A 20333-nucleotide genomic window follows, 5' to 3' on the forward strand; every position below is an offset into this window, starting at 1 on the left:
GGCCCGGCTACTTCTTCTTCGCGATCCAGTCCAGCGCCTGCTTGGCGACCGTCTCCAGGTAGGGCCCGCTCAGCGAGGTGTGCTCCTGGGTGCCGATCGAGGTGTTGGAGACCAGCGCGAGCTTCCCGTCCGGCATCGGCGCGAACCAGCCGCCGCCGCTGGAGCCCTGGGTCATGTTGCAGCCTATGGTGAGCATCGACGGGCGCTTCGGGTCGAAGGAGAGCCGGGTCGGCTTCCCGCCCTCGCACTTGTAGAGCTCCTGGCCGTCGAACGGCTTGTACAGCGGGTAGCCGACCGCCGTGACGGCGAGCTTGTCGCGCGGCGCGTCGAACCAGACCGGGACGGCGCCGCCGACCGTCTCCTCCAGCGACTTGCCGGTGTCGTTCTGGTTGCTCACCCGCATGATCGCGAAGTCGTACTGGTTCGCCGCGTCACCGGTGCCGCCGCCCTCGACCAGCCACTGCGGCGAGGTCACCACGTCCTTGGCCCACCAGGTGCCGAGCGGCGCCAGCTCGGCCAGCGGGGCCTTCTTGCCGCCGCTGGAGGCGCCCGAGTTGTTGTAGGCCGGGACGAAGACCAGGTCCTTGAAGTAGTTGCCGCCCTTGCCCGGGTGGACGCAGTGGCCGGCCGTCCAGACCAGGTTGCTCTTCCCGGGGCGCGCCGGGTCCTGGATCACGGTGGCCGAGCAGTTGCCGCGGCCGCCCTCGGCCGAGAAGAAGACCTTCCCGGAGGGCTGCTTGGTGTACGGGCGCGGAACCGTCACGGCCTTCACCACCGGCGGCTCGGGGTCGGTGACCCCGGCGTCGTCGGCGGGCTTGGCGGTGGGCGGCGCCGGGTCGGCCGGCTTGGAGTCGCCCATCTTGTCCGGGTTCCAGAAGTCCTTGACGATCGGGTTGTTGAAGACGTGCTTGGACGCCCAGTTGTCCCAGTCCTCGAACTTCCACTTCGTCAGGTCGTCCCAGCTCTTGGGCAGGCCCTCCAACAGGCCGGTCGGAAGGCCCGAGGGCAGGGTGATGCCGCCGATCACGCCACTGCCGCCCCCCGCGGCGGTGGCGGAGGCGGACCCGGTGGAGCCGCCGGAGGGCGGTGGCGCGGCGGTGCTCCCGCCCGAAGGCCCGTCCGGGCCGCAGGCGGTGACGGCGAACAGGGTCCCCGCGGCGAGGAGCGCCGCCGCGGCTGACCGGTGGATCGCTGGCATGGTGCTGTCCCCCTGGTAGTTCGGTGTGGGCGGCGGACCGCCGTCCTGGAGTCTGCCACTGGCGACCAGGACGGCCCCGGGCGGCCCCCGGGTTCCGCTGCCGGAGGGAGGTCACCGATCCGTGACCCGCACCGGCGGCCCGTCGTGCGGCGGACCACCCGCTTCCCTTCCGGGCGGAACAATCACCGATCTTCACCCGGACGAGTGAGCGGTCCTTGTGATCACCCCTCAGGGATAGGTAACCCTTACCTGACGCGACGGTGCGAGCGCCCGGCAGTTCCCTCCACCCCCTGCGCGTCGGCACTCCACGCGTCTCAAGGAGCAGCATTGAGCACCGCCCTGACCGGAGCCCCGCCCCGACTCCCGGCCCGCCGGCCCGCCGCCACCGCGGCCCCGGCCCCCTGCGACCGGCTGCTCCACCCGGACCCGGCCGTCGCCGCCGAACAGGCCGCCCTGGAGGCCCTGCTGCGCTGCTGGGCCCGCGAGACCGGCGCCGCCCCCGGCCCCGACGGGTACCTGCGGATCGCTGTCCTCGGCGGCGCCGCCCGGCTCTCCGCCCCGGTCCGGCACTGGTCGCCGGCCGGCTGGCACCGGTTCGGCCCGGCCACCCTCGCGGCCGGCGAGGCCGCCGAGGCCGGGGACCTCGGCGACGCCCCGGTGGACGCCGTCACCGCCGCCGCCCTGCTCGCCGCCGCGGCCGCCGAGCGGCCCGACCCCGGGCAGATCGCCGACCTCGCCGCGCGGGTCGCCGACTCGGCGGTCCGCACCGCCGACATCCTCGCCCACCACCGCGCCGCCACCGCCCCGGTGCCCGGCGGACCGGAGCGCTCCGAGTTCCTCGCCGCCGAGCAGTCCCTGCTGCTCGGCCACCCGATGCACCCCACCCCGAAGAGCCGCGACGGCCTCGGCCCCGCCCAGAGCGCCGCCTACTCGCCCGAACTGCACGGCTCCTTCCAACTGCACTGGTGGGCCGTCGACCGCGACCTGCTCGCCGCCGGCTCCGCCGTCGCCGAGGACGCCGACCGGATCACCGCCCGGCTGCTCGACGACCCCGGCCTGCTGCCGCCCGGTACCGCCGCCCTGCCGCTGCACCCCTGGCAGGCCCGCGAACTCGCCCACCGCCCCGCCGTCGCCGCGCTGCTCGCCGAGGGCCGGCTGCACGACCTCGGCCCGGCCGGCGACCCCTGGTACCCCACCTCCTCGGTGCGCACCGTCTACCGGCCCGGCACCCCCTGGATGCTCAAGCTCTCACTCGGCCTGCGGATCACCAACTCCCGCCGGGAGAACCTCCGCAAGGAGCTGCACCGCGGCCTGGAGATGCACCGGCTGCTGGAGAGCGGCCTGGGCGCCGAGTGGCGGGCCGTCCACCCCGGCTTCGACGTCGTCCGCGACCCCGCCTGGATCGGCGTCGACCACCCCGCGCTCGGGGACCCCGGCGGCCTGGACACCGTGCTGCGGGCCCAGCCCTTCGCCCCCGGGGACCGCGCCTACTGCGTGGCCGGGCTGGTCGCCGAACGGCCGCACACCGCCCGCGGCGGCACCGACGCCGCCGTCCCCTCCCGGCTGGGCGACCTGCTGCGCAGGCTCGCCGTCCGCACCGGACGCCCCCTGCCCACGGTGACCGCCGAGTGGTTCCTGCGCTACCTGGACGCCGTCGTCCTGCCCGTCCTGTGGCTGGACGGCGTGGCCGGCATCGCCCTGGAGGCCCACCAGCAGAACAGCCTGGTGCTGCTGGACGCCGCCGGCTGGCCGCAGGGCGGCCGCTACCGCGACAACCAGGGCTACTACTACCGGCGGAGCGCCGCCGACCGGCTCGCCGCCCGGCTGCCCGGCCTCGGCACGCACAGCGACACCTTCCTCGACGACCCGGTGATCGACCACCACTTCGCCTACTACCTGGGCATCAACCACGTGCTCGGACTGGTCGGCGCGCTCGGCTCCCAGCAACTCGCCGACGAGACCGTGCTGCTGGCCGCGCTCCGGGGCTTCCTCGCCGGGCCCGCCGCCACCGCCACCGGCTCCGCGCTGCCCGGCCTGCTGCTGGACGCGCCGACCCTGCCCTGCAAGGCCAACCTGCTCACCCGGATCCACGGACTGGACGAACTGGTCGGCCCGGTCGCCACCCAGTCCGTGTACGTCGACATCCCCAACCCGGTGGCCGGCGCATGAGCACCACCGGCACGACGGCCCGGCCGGGCACGGCCGAGGACCCGGCCGGGTGGGGCCCCATGCCCACCGCCGCCGGGGAGTTCCGGCTGCGCGGCGTCCGGCTCCCCGCCGACCTCGCCCTGCTCACCGGCTGGATGAACGACCCCGAGGTCGCCGCCTTCTGGGAACTCGCCGGCCCGCCCGCCGTCACCGAACGGCACCTGCGCGGCCAACTCGACGGCGACGGGCACAGCCGGCCCTGCCTCGGCCTGCTCGACGGCACCCCGATGAGCTACTGGGAGGTCTACCGGGCCGACCTCGACCCGCTCGCCGCCCACTACCCGGCCCTGCCCCACGACACCGGCCTCCACCTGCTGCTCGGCCCCGCCGGCAGCCGCGGCCGGGGCCTCGGCACCACCCTGCTCGCCGCCCTCGCCGACCGCCTCCTGCGGGAACGGCCGCGCTGCGCCCGGGTGGTCGCCGAACCCGACGTCCGCAACCGGCGCTCCGTCCACGCCTTCCGCCGGGCCGGCTTCCGGCTCGCCGCCGAACTCGACCTGCCCGGCAAACGGGCCGCCCTGATGGTCCGCGACCGCACCCCGCACCCCGCCTAGGACTGCACCGCCTCATGGACACCCCCGCACCCCCGCCCGGGCCCTATGACCTGCTCGGCGTCGGCATCGGCCCGTTCAACCTCTCGCTCGCCGCGCTCGCCGAGCCCGTCCCCGGCCTGCGCACCCTCTTCTGCGACCGGCGCCCGGAGTTCCGCTGGCACCCCGGGATGCTCGTCGACGGCGCCCGGATGCAGGTGCCGTTCCTCGCCGACCTGGTCTCCCTGGTGGACCCGACCAGCCGGTGGTCCTTCCTCAACCACCTGCGCGAGCAGGACCGGCTGTTCCCCTTCTACTTCACCGAGCGGTTCCAGCTCACCCGCCACGAGTACGACCACTACTGCCGCTGGGCCGCCGAACGGCTGGCCAACTGCCGCTTCGGCACCGAGGTCACCGCCCTGCACTGGACCGGCGACCGGTACCGCGCCGAGCTGCGCGAGAGCGCGGGCGGGCGGCTGCGCACCGTCGAGGCGCGCAACGTCGTGCTCGGCGTCGGCACCCTGCCGGTGCGGCCCGCCGCCTTCGCCGCCCTCGACGGCCACCCCCGGGTCTTCCACTCCGCCGACTACCTCGACCGCCGCGGCGCCCTGGCCGGCGCCCGGGACATCACCGTCGTCGGCAGCGGGCAGTCCGGCGCCGAGGTCTTCCTCGACCTGCTGCGCCGCCACGACGGCGACGGCGTGCGGCTGCGCTGGCTCACCCGCACCCGGGCGCTGGCCCCGATGGAGTACTCCAAACTCGGCCTGGAGCACTTCACCCCCGACTACACCCGGTACTTCCACGGCCTGCCGCCGGCGGTGCGCGACGGCCTGGTCGAGGCCCAGTGGCAGCTGCACAAGGCCGCCTCCGCCGAGACCCTCGCCGAGATCCACGACCACCTCTACGCGCGCACCGTCGGCCGGGCGGTCGGCGAGGCACCGGTCGAGATCACCCCCGGCACCGCCGTCACCGACGCCCGCTCCGGGCCCTGCGGCGGGCTCGAACTCGATTGCCGGCACACCGACTCCGGCACCGGTCACGTGCTGCGCACCGACGCCGTGGTGCTCGCCACCGGCTACCGGGCCGCCCGCCCGGCCGCCCTGGAGCCGCTCGCCCACCTCGTCGACTGGGACGCCGCCGGCCGCTACCGGGTCGGCCTGGACCACCGGGTCGCCACCCTGCCGGAGGTCACCGGCGGGCTGTACGTCCAGAACGGCGAGCTGCACACCCACGGGGTGGGCACCCCCGACCTGGGCCTCGGCGCGCACCGTGCCGCGGTGATCCTCAACGCCGTCACCGGGCGGACCGTCCACCGGCTGCCGCAGCGCACCGCCTGGACCGGCTTCGCGCCGCCGGCCGCACCCGTTCCCCTCCCCGCTCTTCCCCGACCCCAGGAGCCGACCCGTGCCGCAACCGCCGGCCGCTGAACCGCCGCTGTACCTGCCGCCGCAGCTCACCGCCGGGCCCTGGCAGCGGGCCGGCCGCGCGCTGCTGGCCAAGATGCTCGGCGAGTTCGCCTACGAGGAGCTCGTCACCCCCGTCGGGACCGGCGCCCCCGACGGCTACGCGCTCGCGCTGCCCGGGGCCGAGTACCGCTTCACCGCCCGGCGCGGCGCCTACGACAGCTGGCGCGTCGACCCCGGCTCCGTCGGCTGCGACGCGCCCGGCGGCCCCGACCCGCTGCGCTTCCTCATCCACGCCCGGCACGCCCTCGGCCTGCGCGGCGACACCACCGGCCACCTGCTGCGCGAACTCACCGCCACGCTGACCGCCGACGCCCACCTGCTCGCCACCGGGCTCACCGCCGCCGAACTCGCCGACCTCGGTCACACCGAGCTGGAGGGCCGGCAGGGCGGCCACCCGTGGATCGTCCCCAACAAGGGCCGGATCGGCTTCTCCGCCGCGGACGCCGCCCGCTGGGCCCCGGAGGCCCGCGCTCCGCGCCCCCTGCCCTGGATCGCCGTCCACCGCCGGCTCGCCGAGTACCGGGGCGTGGCCGGCCTGGCCGACCCCGCCTCGCTGTACCGCCGCGAGCTCGACGACCCGGACGCGCTGCGCGCCCCGCTCGGCGCCGCCGCCGACGACTACCTGCTGCTGCCGGTGCACCCCTGGCAGTGGGACGAGACCGTGCTGCCGCTGTTCGCGCCGTGGATCGCCTCCGGGGAGATCGTCCCGCTCGGAACCGACGGCGACCTGCGGCTGCCCCAGCAGTCGATCCGCTCGTTCTTCAACGAGAGCCACCCCGAGCGCTGCACCGTCAAGCTGCCGCTCGCCATCCTCAACACCCTGGTCTGGCGCGGCCTGCCCACCGAGCGCACCCGGGCCGCGCCCGCCGTCACCGCCTGGATCCACGGGCTGCGCGACGCCGACCCGTTCCTGCGCGACGAGTGCCGGGTGGTGCTGCTCGGCGAGATCGCCTCCGTCACCGTCGACCACCCGCTCTACCGCGAGCTGCCCGAGGCGCCGTACCAGTACAAGGAACTGCTCGGCGCGATCTGGCGCGAGCCGCTCGGCCCCGCGCTGGCGCCCGGCGAACGCGCCCGCACCCTGGCGGCGCTGCTGCAGACCGGCCGCGACGGGCGGCCGCTCGCCGCCGAGCTGATCGCCCGCTCCGGGCTCGCCCCCGCCGTGTGGACCGCCCGGCTGTTCGCCGCGCTGCTGCCGCCGCTGCTGCACTTCCTCTACCGGTACGGCCTGGTCTTCTCCCCGCACGGCGAGAACGCCATCGTCGTCTTCGACGAGCGGGACGTGCCGGTGCGGCTGGCGGTCAAGGACTTCGTCGACGACGTCAACCTCAGCGACCAGGACCTCCCGGAGCTGCGCGGCCTGCCCGCCGAGGTGGACGAGGTGCTGCTGCGCGAGGATCCGCAGGGCCTGTGCCAGTTCCTGCACTCCGGGCTCTTCATCGGCGTGTTCCGCTACCTGGCGCCGCTGCTGGAGGCGCGGACCGGCCTGGCCGAGGCGGAGTTCTGGGCGCTGCTGCGCGCCGAGGTGCTGCGCCACCAGGCGCGATTCCCGGAACTCGGCGACCGGTTCGCGCTGTTCGACCTGTTCCGGCCGAGGATCGACCGGCTCTGCCTGAACCGCAACCGGCTGCTGCTGGACGGCTACGGGGACCGCCCGCACCGCCCGCACGCCGCCCGGCACGGCACCGTGCCCAACCCGCTCGCCGAGGGCGGGACGGCGCCGCTGCCCGGACAACGGGACCGGATTGTCACCCCCGCCCCGTAGGGTGGGAGGGTCATGACGAACGACTCCGAATCCCAGCTCCCCGCCGAGGACGCCGACCCGGCCGGAAGCTCCGAGGACGCCCCGGCCGAGGCCGTCCCCCGCTCCCGCGTCCCCGAGCTGCTGCACGCCGCGGTCGCGGCCGTCGGCGGCGTCGAGCGCCCCGGTCAGCTCCGGATGGCCGAGGCCGTCGCCGACGCCGTCGACCACGGCGAGCACCTGCTGGTGCAGGCCGGCACGGGCACCGGAAAGTCCCTCGCCTACCTGGTGCCGGCGCTCGCCCACGGGGACCGCGTGGTGGTCGCGACCGCCACCCTGGCGCTCCAACGCCAGCTCGTGGAGCGGGACTTGCCGCGCACCGTGGAGGCGCTCCACCCGGTGCTGCGGCGCCGCCCGCTGTTCGCGATGCTCAAGGGCCGTTCCAACTACCTGTGCCTGCACCGGGCCAACGAGGGCACCCCGAGCGAGGAGGGCGAGGGGCTGTTCGACCCGGTCGAGGCGATGGGCGGGCCGGCCGGCAAGCTCGGCCAGGAGGTGCTCCGGCTGCGCGACTGGGCCGACGAGACCGAGACCGGCGACCGGGACGACATGACCCCCGGCGTCTCCGACCGGGCCTGGGCCCAGCTCTCGGTCACCTCGAAGGAGTGCCTGGGCGCCACCCGCTGCGCGTACGGGCAGGAGTGCTTCGCGGAGAAGGCGCGCGAGCGGGCCAAGCTCGCCGACGTGGTGGTCACCAACCACGCGATGCTCGCGATCGACGCGATCGAGGGCGCGCCGGTGCTGCCCGAGCACGGGCTGCTGATCATCGACGAGGCCCACGAGCTGGTCAACCGGGTCACCGGCGCGGCCACCGCCGAGCTGACCGTCGGCGCGGTGAACCGCGCGGTCAAGCGGGCCGCCCGGCTCGCCAACGAGAAGGCCGTGGACGCGCTCCAGGCCGCCGCCGAGAACTACCACGGCCTGATGGAGACCGCCCAGCCCGGCCGGGTCGAGGAGCTGCCGGAGTACCTCGGGTACGCCGTCACCGCGATCCGGGACGCCGCCCGGCAGGTGATCACCTCGCTCGGCGAGACCAGGGACAAGGGGCTCAGCGACGAGGACGCCGTGCGCAAGCAGGCGATGGCCTCCGCCGAGGCGTTGCACGAGACCGCCGACCGGCTGCTCCAGGACTCCGAGTACGACGTCGTCTGGATCGAGCGCAGCGACCGCTACGGGCTGGGCACCGCCTCGCTGCGGGTCGCCCCGCTGAGCGTCTCCGGGCTGCTGCGCGAGGGCCTGTACAAGGAACGCTCGGTGGTGCTCACCTCGGCCACCCTCAAGCTCGGCGGGGACTTCAACGGCGTGGCGGCCTCGGTCGGCCTGCCCTCCGAGGCCCGGCTGCCCGACGTCCGCACGGCGGGCGACAACCCGGAGGCGGCGGGCGCGGGCTTCGGCGACGAGCCGGTGCCGCACTGGCGGGGGATCGACGTCGGCTCGCCGTTCAAGTACCCCAAGCAGGGCATCCTGTACGTCGCCCGGCATCTGGCCGACCCCGGGCGGGATCCCGAACGGCCGGACATGCTGGACGAGTTGGCCGAGCTGATCGGCGCGGCCGGCGGGCGCACGCTCGGGCTGTTCTCCTCGATGCGCGGTGCCCGGACGGCCGCCGAGGCGATGCGGGAGCGGCTGGACCACCGGATCCTGCTCCAGGGGGAGGACACCCTGGGCGAGCTGATCCGCGAGTTCGCCTCGGACGCGACCACCTGCCTGTTCGGCACGCTGTCGCTCTGGCAGGGCGTGGACGTGCCCGGGTCGGCCTGCCAGCTGGTGGTGATGGACCGGATCCCGTTCCCGCGTCCGGACGACCCGCTGATGAGCGCCCGGCAGAAGGACGTGGAACAGCGCGGCGGGAACGGTTTCATGGCCGTCGCGGCCACCCACGCGGCGCTGCTGATGGCGCAGGGCGCGGGCCGGCTGGTGCGCGCGGCGGACGACCGGGGCGTGGTGGCGGTGCTCGATCCGCGGGTGGAGACCAAGCGGTACGGGGGCTTCTTCCGCTCCTCGATGCCGGAGTTCTGGTACACCACGGACCGCAACCAGGTGCGTCGCTCGCTCGCGGCGATCGACGCCTCGGCGGCGCCGGTGCGGCCGGTGGTGAAGCGGGGCTGAGACGGGCCGGAGGGGCTCCGCGCGGTCCGCGGGGAGCCCCTTCCCGTCCCGAGGGTGCCCGAGGGGCCGGGGGCGGCCGTCAGAGCCGGCGGAGCACCGCCACGACCTTGCCCAGGATGGTCGCGTTGTCGCCGTTGATCGGCTCGTAGGCCGGGTTGTGCGGCATCAGCCAGATCCGGCCGTCCTCGCGCTTGAGGCGCTTGACGGTGGCCTCGCCGTCGATCATCGCGGCCACGATGTCGCCGTTCTCGGCGACCGGCTGGCGGCGGACGGTGACCCAGTCGCCGTCGCAGATGGCCGCCTCGATCATCGAGTCGCCGCGCACGGTGAGCGCGAACAGCTCGCCCTCGCCGACCAGCTGGCGTGGCAGCGGGAAGACGTCCTCGACCGTCTGCTCGGCCAGGATCGGCCCGCCGGCGGCGATCCGGCCGACCAGCGGCACGTAGGAGGTGGAGGGGCGGCCGGCGGTCTCGGCGGTGTTCGGCCGGGCCACCTCGACGCCGCGGACCTCGTAGGCGCGCGGGCGGTGCGGGTCCCGGCGGAGGAAGCCCTTGCGCTCCAGCGCCATCAGCTGGTGGGCCACCGAGGAGGTGCTGGACAGGCCCACGGCCTGGCCGATCTCGCGCATGGACGGCGGGTAGCCGCGCCGCTGGACCGAATCCCGGATGACCTCGATCACCCGGCGCTGGCGCTCGGTGAGGCCGGCCTCGTCGGTGCGGATGCCGGGCGGCCGGCCGGGCGCCGAGCGGGCGGGGGCGGGGTGGGCGTCGTCCAGCGCGGGGGAGTGCTCGATGGGCTGGTCCGGAACGCGGCCGACGCCGGGGAGGCCCGGGCCCGGGAGGCGGTGGTCTTCGCTACGGTCCATGCTGATGTCCACACTCTGCTGATTCGTGGTGCGCTGCCCCACCTTGAGCTGGGAGTGTTCCTGCACCGGGATGGTGTTGCTTTCGACGGTGTTCACGGCGGCCCCTCTCGACGGCTGTCCTCTCCTTTTTCCAGCCCAACGCACCTCGTATCGAAAGGTTGCGCCAAACACACGTTCGAGTGAATTATTCGGGAGTTGGCTGACTCGATCAAGGCTTTGTTGTACATCGATTAAATGTTCGACCCGAAGGCGTCCCCGGAATCTTAGTCGGCGCCGACACGCCCGTGGGTCGACTTCCATCACAGACCTAGATGTAGTGGCTACAGTCCTCCCCGTGGCCCAGTACTTGTGGTCGAGGGCTCAAGATCGGGTTGCTACCAGCGCCCCCGGATCGCATAGACTCGACCAGTCCGCACGTCCTGCCAGGGAGGGATCCTCAGGTGCACTGCCCCTTCTGCCGGCACTCCGACAGCCGCGTCGTCGACAGCCGGACCACCGAGGACGGCAGCTGCATCCGCCGTCGTCGGCAGTGCCCGGACTGCGGCCGCCGCTTCACCACGGTGGAGACGGCCGCCCTGATGGTCATCAAGCGCAGCGGCGTCACCGAGCCGTTCTCCCGGGAGAAGGTCATCTCCGGCGTCCGCAAGGCCTGCCAGGGCCGCCCGGTCACCGAGGACGCCCTCGCCCAGCTCGGCCAGCGGGTCGAGGAGTGCGTGCGGGCCACCGGCAACGCCGAGCTCACCACCCATGACGTCGGGCTGGCCATACTCGGCCCGCTGAAGGAACTCGACGTCGTCGCCTACCTGCGCTTCGCCAGCGTCTACCAGGCGTACGACGGACTGGAAGACTTCGAGGCCGCCATCGCGGAACTCCGCGCCGAGCGGCCCGCTCCCGAGGCGGACGGCACTCCCGTGCCCGTCGCCTCCGCCGCGCCCTAACCGGCCCGGCCCCTTCACCGGCCCCTTTCCGGGGTCGGCAGCACCCCCGGCCCCCGCAAGGGCCGACGTGTGCCCGAAAACGGCGCACAGACCATGACAAACCGTGCGCGGCCGGCGAGGACTCCCGCCTGCCCGCACACCGGAAGAGCGAACCAGCCGTGCCCGGACTTTTCGGGGCACTCCGGGCGTTTGCCCAACCAGGAGGAGGAACAGAAGTGACAGACACCACGAGCGGTTCCGCACGCGGGTCGAAGTCCGACAAGGCGGCGGCCAAGGGCGGCGCCGGCAAGGCCCCCAAGGGCGGTCTGCGGATCGGGCGCATCTACACCACTCCTGGCGTGCACCCGTACGACGAGGTCCGCTGGGAGCGGCGCGACGTCGTGATGACCAACTGGCGCGACGGCTCGATCAACTTCGAGCAGCGCGGCGTCGAGTTCCCCGACTTCTGGTCGGTGAACGCGGTCAACATCGTCACGTCCAAGTACTTCCGCGGCGCCGTGGGCACCCCGCAGCGCGAGTGGAGCCTCAAGCAGATCATCGACCGCGTGGTGCTCACCTACCGCGCCGCGGGGGAGAAGAACGGCTACTTCGCCACCCCGGACGACGCCGAGGTGTTCGAGCACGAGCTGACCCACGCCCTCCTCCACCAGGTGTTCAGCTTCAACTCGCCGGTCTGGTTCAACGTCGGCACCAAGCAGCCCCAGCAGGTCTCCGCCTGCTTCATCCTGTCCGTCGACGACTCCATGGAGTCGATCCTCGACTGGTACAAGGAAGAGGGCATGATCTTCAAGGGCGGCTCCGGCGCCGGCCTGAACCTCTCCCGGATCCGTTCCAGCAAGGAACTGCTCTCCTCCGGCGGCAACGCCTCCGGCCCGGTCTCCTTCATGCGCGGCGCCGACGCCTCCGCCGGCACCATCAAGTCCGGCGGCGCCACCCGCCGCGCGGCCAAGATGGTCGTCCTGGACGTCGACCACCCGGACGTCGAGGCCTTCATCGAGACCAAGGTGAAGGAGGAGGAGAAGATCCGCGCCCTGCGCGACGCGGGCTTCGACATGGACCTCGGCGGGGACGACATCACCTCCGTCCAGTACCAGAACGCCAACAACTCGGTCCGCGTCAGCGACGAATTCATGACCGCCGTCGAGAACGGCACCGAATTCGGCCTGCGCGCCCGGATGACCGGCGAGGTCATCGAGACCGTCGACGCGAAGAAGCTCTTCCGCAAGATGGCCGAGGCCGCCTGGGCCTGCGCCGACCCCGGCATCCAGTACGACTCCGTGATCAACCACTGGCACACCTGCCCGGAGTCCGGCCGGATCAACGCGTCCAACCCCTGCTCCGAGTACATGCACCTGGACAACTCCAGCTGCAACCTCGCCTCGCTCAACCTCATGAAGTTCCTCCGCGACGACGACTCGTTCGACGCCGCGACCTTCGCCAAGGTCGTCGAGCTGGTCATCACCGCGATGGACATCTCCATCTGCTTCGCGGACTTCCCGACCGAGAAGATCGGCGAGACCACCCGCGCCTACCGCCAGCTGGGCATCGGCTACGCCAACCTCGGCGCCCTGCTGATGGCCACCGGCCACGCCTACGACAGCGCGGGCGGCCGCGCCCTGGCCGGCTCCATCACCTCGCTGATGACCGGTACCGCCTACCGCCGCGGTGCCGAACTCGCCGGTGTGGTCGGCCCGTACGACGGCTACGCCCGCAACGCCGCCCCGCACCAGCGGGTCATGAAGCAGCACGCGGACGCCTCGAAGGCGGCCGTCTCGTTCGACGACCTGGACGCCCCGGTCTGGGCCGCGGCCACCGAGACCTGGAACGACGTGCTCCGGATCGGCGCGCAGAACGGTTTCCGCAACGCCCAGGCGTCGGTGCTCGCCCCGACCGGCACCATCGGCCTGATGATGGACTGCGACACCACCGGCGTGGAGCCGGACCTCGCGCTGGTCAAGTTCAAGAAGCTGGTCGGCGGCGGCTCGATGCAGATCGTCAACGGCACCGTCCCGCGCGCCCTGAAGCGCCTCGGCTACCAGGACGAGCAGATCGAGGCGGTCGTCGCGCACATTGCCGAGCACGGCAACGTGGTCGACGCGCCGGGCCTGAAGGCCGAGCACTACGAGGTCTTCGACTGCGCCATGGGCGAGCGCTCCATCTCCCCGATGGGCCACGTGCGGATGATGGCCGCGATCCAGCCGTGGATCTCCGGCGCCATCTCCAAGACGGTGAACATGCCGGCCTCCGCGACCGTCGAGGACGTCGAGGAGATCTACTTCGAGGCCTGGAAGATGGGCGTCAAGGCGCTCGCCATCTACCGCGAGAACTCGAAGGTCGGCCAGCCGCTCTCGGCCAAGAAGAAGGACGAGAAGGCCGAGGAGGCCCCGGCCGCCGCGGTCGAGAAGGTCGTCGAGTACCGCCCGGTCCGCAAGCGCCTGCCCAAGGGCCGCCCGGGCATCACCACCTCCTTCACGGTCGGTGGCGCCGAGGGCTACATGACCGCCAACTCCTACCCGGACGACGGCCTCGGCGAGGTCTTCCTGAAGATGTCCAAGCAGGGCTCGACCCTCGCGGGCATGATGGACGCCTTCTCCATCGCCGTCTCGGTCGGCCTGCAGTACGGCGTGCCGCTGGAGACCTACGTCTCGAAGTTCACCAACATGCGCTTCGAGCCGGCCGGTCTGACCGACGACCCGGACGTGCGGATGGCGCAGTCGATCGTCGACTACATCTTCCGCCGCCTGGCGCTGGACTTCCTGCCGTTCGAGACCCGCTCGGCGCTCGGCATCCACTCCGTCGAGGAGCGCCAGCGCCACCTGGAGACCGGGTCCTACGAGCCGCTGGAGGCCGAGGAGGAGCTGGACACCGAGACGCTCGCCCAGTCCGCCCCGGTCGCCCCCGCCGCTTCCGCCAAGCCGGCCGCCGCCCCGGCCCCGGCCCCGAAGGCCACCCCGGCCCAGGCCCACAACTCGACCGAGCTGATCGAGATCCAGCTGGGCCTGAACGCCGACGCGCCGCTCTGCTTCTCCTGCGGCACCAAGATGCGCCGCGCCGGCAGCTGCTACCTCTGCGAGGGCTGCGGCTCCACCAGCGGCTGCAGCTGATGCCGGGCGGAACGGCGCCGAGCGCACCACTGCGCCGTTCCTGATCCGATGAGCGACCCCTGAGGCGGGGGCGCCGGCCGACCGGCCGGCGCCCCCGCCTCAGCCGTCGTGCGGCCGGCGCACGGTGGCGACGGGGTGAGGGGGAGGGGGCGCTGCGCTATACGGAGCGTTGCGGGAGGAGACTGACCGTCAACTTCTCGGTTGAGTACATCGTCTGAATGGATATGATCGGCCGACTGCGTGAACCGAATCGCCGCCCGGAGACGTTCCACGACGTCGGCCGGGCGGTCGCGCATTCGCCCGACTTCTGCCGAGGACACCGCACCGATGACAGAACGCTCCAACCCCGACGGCGGGCCGCTCCGTCGACCCGACGCGCGCACCAAGGCCCTGACGGCGGCCGCCGCCCTGCTGGCGGCGGTGGCCGGGCCGGTCGGGGTGATGCGGGCGCTCGACGCCGGGCAGCCGCTGACCGCGGCCGCCGTGGCGGCGGTCGCCGTGCTCTGGCTGATCGCCGTCCGGCAGGCCGGCAGCGCCACCGAGCGGGCCCGGCGGCTGGAGGCGGAACTGGCCGGGAAGGACGACGAGGCCATGGCGGCGCTGGTCGTCGCCGGGGCGGCCCGCCAGGGCGAGGCCTCCGCCCGGGCGCGGGCCGCCGCCGCGGAGGCCGAGCGGGACGAGGCGCGGACCGCGCTCGGGCGCGCCGAGGAGGAGGTCACGGCCGCCCGCGCGGACGCGGCCCGGGCCCGGGCGGAGGCCGAGGCGGAGCGCGCCGAGCGGGCCGTCCTGGACCGGCTGGCCGACGAGGTGCTGCCCGAGGTGGTGAAGCGGCTGCGCACCGGCGCGACCGTGGACAGCGCGCTGGCCGCTCACCGCGAGCACCCCCAGCGGGCGCTGCTGCGCGCCGTCGCCGAGGAGATCGGCCGCGGCGAGCGGCTGCGGGCCGCCGCGCTGGCGGTCTGCGCGACCGCCGCCGGCCGGGTCCAGGCGCTCGCCACGAGCATGCACGCGGAGCTGCGCGAGATGCAGCACCGGCACGACGAGGAGGTCCTCGGGGACCTGCTGAGCCTGGACCACGCGACCGCGCAGGCGGGCCGGATGGCCGACAGCATCGCGGTGCTCACCGGTGCCCGCTCCGGCCGGCGCTGGGGCAAGCCGATCCCGGTGGAGTCGGTGCTGCGCGGCGCGCTCGGCCGGATCAGCGCCTACCAGCGGGTGCGGCTGCACAACGCGAGCACGGCCGCGGTGGCGGGGTTCGCCGCCGAGGGCGTGATGCACGCGCTGGCCGAACTGCTGGACAACGCGACCACCTTCTCCGCCCCGCCGGCCGAGGTGCACGTCTACGTCGAGGAGGTGCCGGCCGGCCTGGCGATCACCGTCGAGGACAGCGGCCTGGGCCTGAGCGACAGCTGGCTGCGCCGCGCCGAGCGGGCCGTCTCGGCGGAGCCGCTGGACCTCACCACGCTGTCGGCGGGCACCCGGATCGGCCTCGCGGTGGTCGGGGTGCTGGCCCGCAAGCACGGGTTGCAGATCTCGTTCCGGCCCTCCGCGCGCGGTGGCACCGGCGTGGTGATGCTGATCCCGCAGCAGCTGGTGACCCAGCCCGTGGCGGAGCCCGCGCCGCTCGCCGCACCCGCCGCCGCACCCCCGGCCGCACTCGCACCCGCGTCCGCCGAGCGGGCCGCGCGCCCCGCGCTCACCCCCGCCCGCACGGCGCCGGCCACGCCCCCCGCGCCCACCGCTCCCGCTCCGGCCCCCGCGCCCGGGGTCACCGACAGCGGCCTGCCACAGCGCCGCCGCGGCCAGACGCTCGGCGCGGCCGCCCCCGCGGCCGCCCCGGCCGAACGGGCCGCCCGCCCCGGCACGGCGGATGCCGCCGCCCGGTTCGGCGCGTTCCGCCGGGCGACCCGGCCGGGCGCGGACGCCGCACCGGCCGCGGACACCCCGGGCACCCGGTCCGCCACCGACCCCGCGTCCGACGTTTCCCCCGTCACCGAGAAGGACTCCTGATGAGCAGTGCCACCGACCGCGACCTCGACTGGCTGTTGGAAAACCTGCTGACCAACACCCCCGGCACCCGGCACGCCCTGGTGCTCTCCGCCGACGGCCTCAAGCTCTGCCACACCTCCGGCCTCGACGACGACCGGGCCGACCAGCTCGCCGCCATCGCCTCCGGTCTGCAGAGCCTGGCGCACGGCGCGTCCATCGAGTTCGGCGACGGCACCGGCGGGGTCCGGCAGTCGATGACCGAGTTCCACGGCGGCGTGCTGTGCATCGTGGCGGCCGGCGAGGGCGCCCACCTCGCCGTGGTCACCGACGAGGACGCCGACGTGGGCGTGGTCGGCCACAACATGCATGGGCTGATCGAGCAGATCGGCGTCCACCTCAGTGCTCCGGCCCGGGAGGCCGCCGCGGATCCGGACGCCCGGGGGGCCGACGGAAGCGCCGGGGCATGAGCGGGGGCGGGGGGACCACCGGCGGGCGGCCGGTCATGCCGGGCCGGGACGACGACCCGGACCGCCTGTACACCATCACCAGGGGCCGCAGCCGGGCCCCGGAGAACGCGTTCGACCTGGTCACGCTGATCGTCGCCGAGCAGGAGCCGGTGCCGGGCATGCAGTCGGAACACGCGCGCATCCTGCGGATGTGCGAGGCGCCGACCGCCGTGGTGGAGGTCGCCGCGGAGCTGGCGCTGCCGGTGTCGGTGGTGAAGATCCTCCTCGGCGACCTGCTGGAGGCCGGGTCGATCACCGCCCGCCACCCCCGGTTCGCGCCGACCAAGGCCCGGCTGCCCGATCTCGACACGCTGAAGCAGGTACTGCATGGACTCCAACAGCTCTGAGGGGCGCGCCGTGCGTCCGCTCGGGCGGACGCCGCTGCGCCGCACCGCCGACAACGCGCTGAAGATCGTCGTGGTCGGCGGCTTCGGCGTGGGCAAGACCACCCTGGTCGGCGCGGTCAGCGAGATCCGCCCGCTGAACACCGAGGAGATCATGACCAGGGCCGGTGAGGGGATCGACGACCCCACCGGCGCCTGGGGCAAGCGGTCGACCACGGTCGCCTTCGACTTCGGCCGGATCACCCTCTCCGCCAGCCAGGTGCTCTACCTGTTCGGCGCGCCGGGTCAGGAGCGGTTCTGGTTCCTCTGGGACCGGCTGTTCTCCGGCGCCCTGGGCGCGGTCGTGCTGGTGGACACCCGGCGGCTGGAGGACTCCTGGTACGCCATCGACCGCCTGGAGCACCACGGCACCCCCTTCATCGTCGCCCGCAACAACTTCGGCGAGCCGACCCACACCCTGGAGCAGGTCCGCGAGGCGCTCGACCTGCCGCCCGGGGTGCCGCTGGTGGACTGCGACGCCCGGGACCGGGCGTCCGGCAAACAGGTGCTGATCGAGCTGGTCCGCCATCTGACCGCCCGGGTCGAGGCCGGGTCGGCGGCCGCTGCCGCCGCCACCGCCGCCGCGACCGTCCCCGACGTCCTTGAGGAGAGCACCCCGTGACCGAGCCCGCCGCCACCCCGCCGCCGGGCTGCCCGGCGCACGCCGGTGCCGTCCCGCTGTACGGGCCGCGCTTCCAGACCGACCCCGGGCAGGTCTACCGCGAGATGCGGGCCGCGCACGGCCCGGTCGCGCCGGTCGAGCTGGCCGGCGGGGTGCCGGCCTGGCTGGTGATCGGCTACCGCGAGCTCCAGCTGGTGACCGGTCAGCCGCAGCTGTTCGGCCGGGACTCCACCCGCTGGTCGGGCTGGTCGGAGATCCCCGAGGACTGGCCGCTCAAGCCGATGATGGCCCCGGTGCCGTCGATCCTGTACGCCGAGGGCGAGGAGCACGTCCGGCGCTCGCGGGCGGTCACCGACGCGCTGTCCGCCGTCGACCCGTACGAGCTGCGCAAGCACTGCGAGGAGCTGGCCGACCGGCTGATCGACGAGTTCGCCGGGCGCGGCGAGGCGGACCTGGTCGCCGAGTACGCGCACCGGCTGCCGCTGCTGGTGCTCTGCCGGGTGCTGGGGCTGAGCGAGGAGCAGGCGCCGGTGCTCATCGAGAGCCTGCTGACCATGCTGGACGGCGGTGCGGACGCGCCGGCCGGAGCGCAGCGGCTGCTGGCGGTGATGCTGGAGCTGGTCGAGGAGAAGGCCGCGCACCCGGGCGAGGACGTCGCCTCGCGGATGCTGGCGCACCCGGCGGGCCTGACCCACGAGGAGGTCATGCGGGACCTCCGGGTGCTGCTGATCGCCGGTCACCAGCCCTGCTCGTACTGGATCTCCAACGCGCTGCGGCTGATGCTCACCGACGAGCGGTTCGCCGCCTCGCTGTCCGGCGGGCGGCGCAGCATCGGCCAGGCGCTGAACCAGGCGCTCTGGGAGGACACCCCGACGCAGATCTTCGCCGGCCGCTGGGCCGTCCGCGACACCCGGCTCGGCGGGCAGCGGATCGCCGCCGGGGACATGCTGCTGCTGGGCTTCGCGGGCGCCAACTCCGATCCGTCGGTACGCCGGCCGGACGGACGGCCGGCCGAGGGCAACCGCGCGTACCTGAGCTACTCGTACGGCGAGCACGGCTGCCCGTTCCCGGCGCAGGAGGCGGCCGAGGTGATCGCGACGACGGCGGTCGAGGTGCTGCTGGACCGGCTGCCGGACCTCGGCCTGGCGGTGGCCGAGCACGCGCTGGTGTGGCGGCCGTCGGCCTGGGTGCGCGGGCTGGTGGCGCTGCCGGTGTCGTTCACCCCGGGGTACGCGGGCTGACCCGCGCGCAGCAGGACCCCGGTACCGCTGGACCCGAACCGAAGGAGCTGAAGCCGATGACCGCCCCTGCCCCGATCGCCCCCGACCCGATCGCCCTCGACCCGCTGGCGCGCGACAACGCCGCCGAGGGCGCGCTGCTGCGCGCCGCCGGTCCGGTGGTGCCGGTGGTGCTGCCCGGAGGTGTCGCCGCCTGGGCGGTGACGCAGCACGCGGCCGCCCGTGAACTGCTGACCGACGCGCGGCTGGTGAAGGACGCCCGGCACTGGGCGGCGTTCCAGCGCGGCGAGGTGCCGAGGACCTGGCCGCTGATCGGCCTGGCGGTGCCGGGCCCGAGCATGGTGACCACCGACGGCGCCGAGCACCGCCGGCTGCGCGCCCTGGTGGCGCACGCGTTCACCCCGCGCCAGGTGGAGCTGATGCGCCCGCGGGTGGAGGCGATCACCCGTGAGCTGCTGGACACCCTGGCGGCGGGGGAGCCGGTGGTGGACCTCAAGTCCGCCTTCGCCTTCCCGCTGCCGATGACGGTGATCTGCTCGCTGCTGGGCGTGCCGGAGTCGGAGCACGGCCGGCTGCGGGACCTCTACGAGCGGTTCTTCGGTGCCCGGCCGAACCCGGAGGGCATCCAGGCGACCATCGCCGGGCTGAACGCCTTCGTCAACGGCCTGGTGGCGCAGCGCCGCGCGGCTCCCGGCGACGACCTGGCGAGCGTGCTGCTGCTGGCCGACGCGGAGGGCGGGGCGCTGACCGACGAGGAAGCGGCGGCCACCCTGCGGGTGATCATCGCGGCGGGCCACGAGACCACGGTGAACCTGATCGGCAACGCGGTGCGGGCGCTGCTCTCGCACCCGGACCAGCTGGCGCTGGTGCGCGAGGGGAGGGCCGGCTGGGACGCGGTGGTGGAGGAGTCGCTCCGCTGGACGCCGCCGACCAGCAACTTCCTGTTCCGGTTCGCCGCCGAGGACGTCGCGGTGGGCGGCGCGGTGATCCCGGCGGGCGAGCCGGTGCTGATCTCGTACAACGCGATCGGGCGGGACCCCGCGCAGCACGGGGTGACCGCCGAGGTGTTCGACGTCACCCGGGATCCGGTCCGGCACCTGTCCTTCGGGCACGGCCCGCACGTCTGCCCGGGTTCGCCGCTGGCCCGGCTGGAGGCGGGGATCGCGCTGCCGGCGCTGTTCGAGCGGTTCCCGGACCTCGCGCTGGCGGTGCCGGACGAGGAGCTGCGGCCGAGCGGCTCGCTGGTGGTGAACGCGCTGAAGGAGCTTCCGGTCCGTCTCTTCTGAAGCAGAATCGTTTCTGCTGGCCATGGTTCGGCCCCGCCCGGTCCTTCCGGGCGGGGCCGAACGGCGTCCGGGTCACAACCGGGGCACGAG

At 74.0% G+C, this 20333-nt stretch carries 15 protein-coding genes; 13 read left to right on the plus strand and 2 right to left on the minus strand.

The window, feature by feature from the left end; genetic code table 11:
- Positions 1 to 7: 7 nt before the first annotated feature.
- A complete protein-coding gene (locus ACF1AK_RS27420) occupies positions 8 to 1198 on the minus strand; it encodes a trypsin-like serine peptidase (protein ID WP_391501494.1) in 1191 nt (396 codons plus the stop codon).
- A gap of 327 nt (positions 1199 to 1525) precedes the next feature.
- Here ACF1AK_RS27420 and ACF1AK_RS27425 point away from each other — a divergent pair, with 327 nt between their 5' ends.
- Genes ACF1AK_RS27425 through ACF1AK_RS27445 form a run of 5 tightly spaced genes read left to right on the plus strand, consistent with a single transcriptional unit; the run spans position 1526 to position 9312 of the window.
- Positions 1526 to 3367 carry an IucA/IucC family protein gene (locus ACF1AK_RS27425; protein ID WP_391501495.1) on the plus strand — a complete coding sequence of 614 codons (1842 nt, stop codon included), beginning with the start codon at positions 1526 to 1528 and terminating at the stop codon, positions 3365 to 3367.
- Positions 3259 to 3960, plus strand: a complete 702-nt coding sequence (locus ACF1AK_RS27430) for a GNAT family N-acetyltransferase (protein WP_391501560.1) — start codon at positions 3259 to 3261, stop codon at positions 3958 to 3960. Before ACF1AK_RS27425 ends, ACF1AK_RS27430 begins: the two co-directional genes overlap by 109 nt.
- Positions 3961 to 3974: 14 nt before the next feature.
- Positions 3975 to 5363, plus strand: coding sequence for a lysine N(6)-hydroxylase/L-ornithine N(5)-oxygenase family protein (locus tag ACF1AK_RS27435; protein WP_391501496.1), 1389 nt, complete (start codon positions 3975 to 3977; stop codon positions 5361 to 5363).
- Entirely contained in the window at positions 5341 to 7167 is a 1827-nt protein-coding gene (locus ACF1AK_RS27440; protein WP_391501497.1) for an IucA/IucC family protein, read from the plus strand. Before ACF1AK_RS27435 ends, ACF1AK_RS27440 begins: the two co-directional genes overlap by 23 nt.
- A 12-nt stretch (positions 7168 to 7179) precedes the next feature.
- Positions 7180 to 9312, plus strand: a complete 2133-nt coding sequence (locus tag ACF1AK_RS27445) for an ATP-dependent DNA helicase (protein WP_391501498.1) — start codon at positions 7180 to 7182, stop codon at positions 9310 to 9312.
- Between the two features lie 79 nt (positions 9313 to 9391).
- Here the strand turns inward: ACF1AK_RS27445 and lexA are convergent, their stop codons facing one another.
- A complete protein-coding gene (lexA, locus tag ACF1AK_RS27450) occupies positions 9392 to 10273 on the minus strand; it encodes a transcriptional repressor LexA (RefSeq protein ID WP_391501499.1) in 882 nt (293 codons plus the stop codon).
- Between the two features lie 344 nt (positions 10274 to 10617).
- On the opposite strand from lexA, the gene nrdR reads away from it, so the two are divergent.
- From nrdR to ACF1AK_RS27490, 8 genes are all read left to right on the plus strand, one after another.
- A complete protein-coding gene (gene nrdR / locus ACF1AK_RS27455) occupies positions 10618 to 11115 on the plus strand; it encodes a transcriptional regulator NrdR (protein ID WP_355365127.1) in 498 nt (165 codons plus the stop codon).
- Between the two features lie 215 nt (positions 11116 to 11330).
- Positions 11331 to 14219, plus strand: coding sequence for a vitamin B12-dependent ribonucleotide reductase (locus ACF1AK_RS27460; protein ID WP_391501500.1), 2889 nt, complete (start codon positions 11331 to 11333; stop codon positions 14217 to 14219).
- A gap of 327 nt (positions 14220 to 14546) precedes the next feature.
- A complete protein-coding gene (locus ACF1AK_RS27465; protein ID WP_391501501.1) occupies positions 14547 to 16229 on the plus strand; it encodes a sensor histidine kinase in 1683 nt (560 codons plus the stop codon).
- Complete coding sequence (locus tag ACF1AK_RS27470) at positions 16229 to 16675, plus strand: roadblock/LC7 domain-containing protein (RefSeq protein WP_391501502.1); 447 nt, start codon at positions 16229 to 16231, stop codon at positions 16673 to 16675. Before ACF1AK_RS27465 ends, ACF1AK_RS27470 begins: the two co-directional genes overlap by 1 nt.
- Positions 16672 to 17061, plus strand: a complete 390-nt coding sequence (locus tag ACF1AK_RS27475; RefSeq protein ID WP_391501503.1) for a DUF742 domain-containing protein — start codon at positions 16672 to 16674, stop codon at positions 17059 to 17061. The genes ACF1AK_RS27470 and ACF1AK_RS27475 overlap by 4 nt, the downstream gene beginning before the upstream one ends.
- Positions 17042 to 17719, plus strand: coding sequence for an ATP/GTP-binding protein (locus ACF1AK_RS27480; RefSeq protein WP_391501504.1), 678 nt, complete (start codon positions 17042 to 17044; stop codon positions 17717 to 17719). The genes ACF1AK_RS27475 and ACF1AK_RS27480 overlap by 20 nt, the downstream gene beginning before the upstream one ends.
- Positions 17716 to 18960, plus strand: a complete 1245-nt coding sequence (locus ACF1AK_RS27485) for a cytochrome P450 (RefSeq protein WP_391501505.1) — start codon at positions 17716 to 17718, stop codon at positions 18958 to 18960. The genes ACF1AK_RS27480 and ACF1AK_RS27485 overlap by 4 nt, the downstream gene beginning before the upstream one ends.
- 56 nt (positions 18961 to 19016) lie before the next feature.
- Positions 19017 to 20243: a cytochrome P450 gene (locus tag ACF1AK_RS27490; RefSeq protein ID WP_391501506.1), complete on the plus strand. Its 1227-nt coding sequence runs from the start codon at positions 19017 to 19019 to the stop codon at positions 20241 to 20243.
- Positions 20244 to 20333 lie beyond the last annotated feature (90 nt).

The organism is Kitasatospora sp. NPDC015120 (genome assembly GCF_043080305.1).
In the GTDB taxonomy this organism is placed as follows: Bacteria; Actinomycetota; Actinomycetes; order Streptomycetales; family Streptomycetaceae; genus Kitasatospora.

Bases quoted from the DNA above. Each gene is read 5' to 3' on its own strand.
- ACF1AK_RS27470 (WP_391501502.1), top strand. From the start codon at position 16,229: ATGAGCAGTGCCACCGACCGCGACCTCGACTGGCTGTTGGAAAACCTG.
- ACF1AK_RS27465 (WP_391501501.1), top strand. From the start codon at position 14,547: ATGACAGAACGCTCCAACCCCGACGGCGGGCCGCTCCGTCGACCCGAC.
- ACF1AK_RS27420 (WP_391501494.1), bottom strand. From the start codon at position 1,198: ATGCCAGCGATCCACCGGTCAGCCGCGGCGGCGCTCCTCGCCGCGGGG.
- ACF1AK_RS27475 (WP_391501503.1), top strand. From the start codon at position 16,672: ATGAGCGGGGGCGGGGGGACCACCGGCGGGCGGCCGGTCATGCCGGGC.
- ACF1AK_RS27480 (WP_391501504.1), top strand. From the start codon at position 17,042: ATGGACTCCAACAGCTCTGAGGGGCGCGCCGTGCGTCCGCTCGGGCGG.
- ACF1AK_RS27490 (WP_391501506.1), top strand. From the start codon at position 19,017: ATGACCGCCCCTGCCCCGATCGCCCCCGACCCGATCGCCCTCGACCCG.
- ACF1AK_RS27435 (WP_391501496.1), top strand. From the start codon at position 3,975: ATGGACACCCCCGCACCCCCGCCCGGGCCCTATGACCTGCTCGGCGTC.
- ACF1AK_RS27445 (WP_391501498.1), top strand. From the start codon at position 7,180: ATGACGAACGACTCCGAATCCCAGCTCCCCGCCGAGGACGCCGACCCG.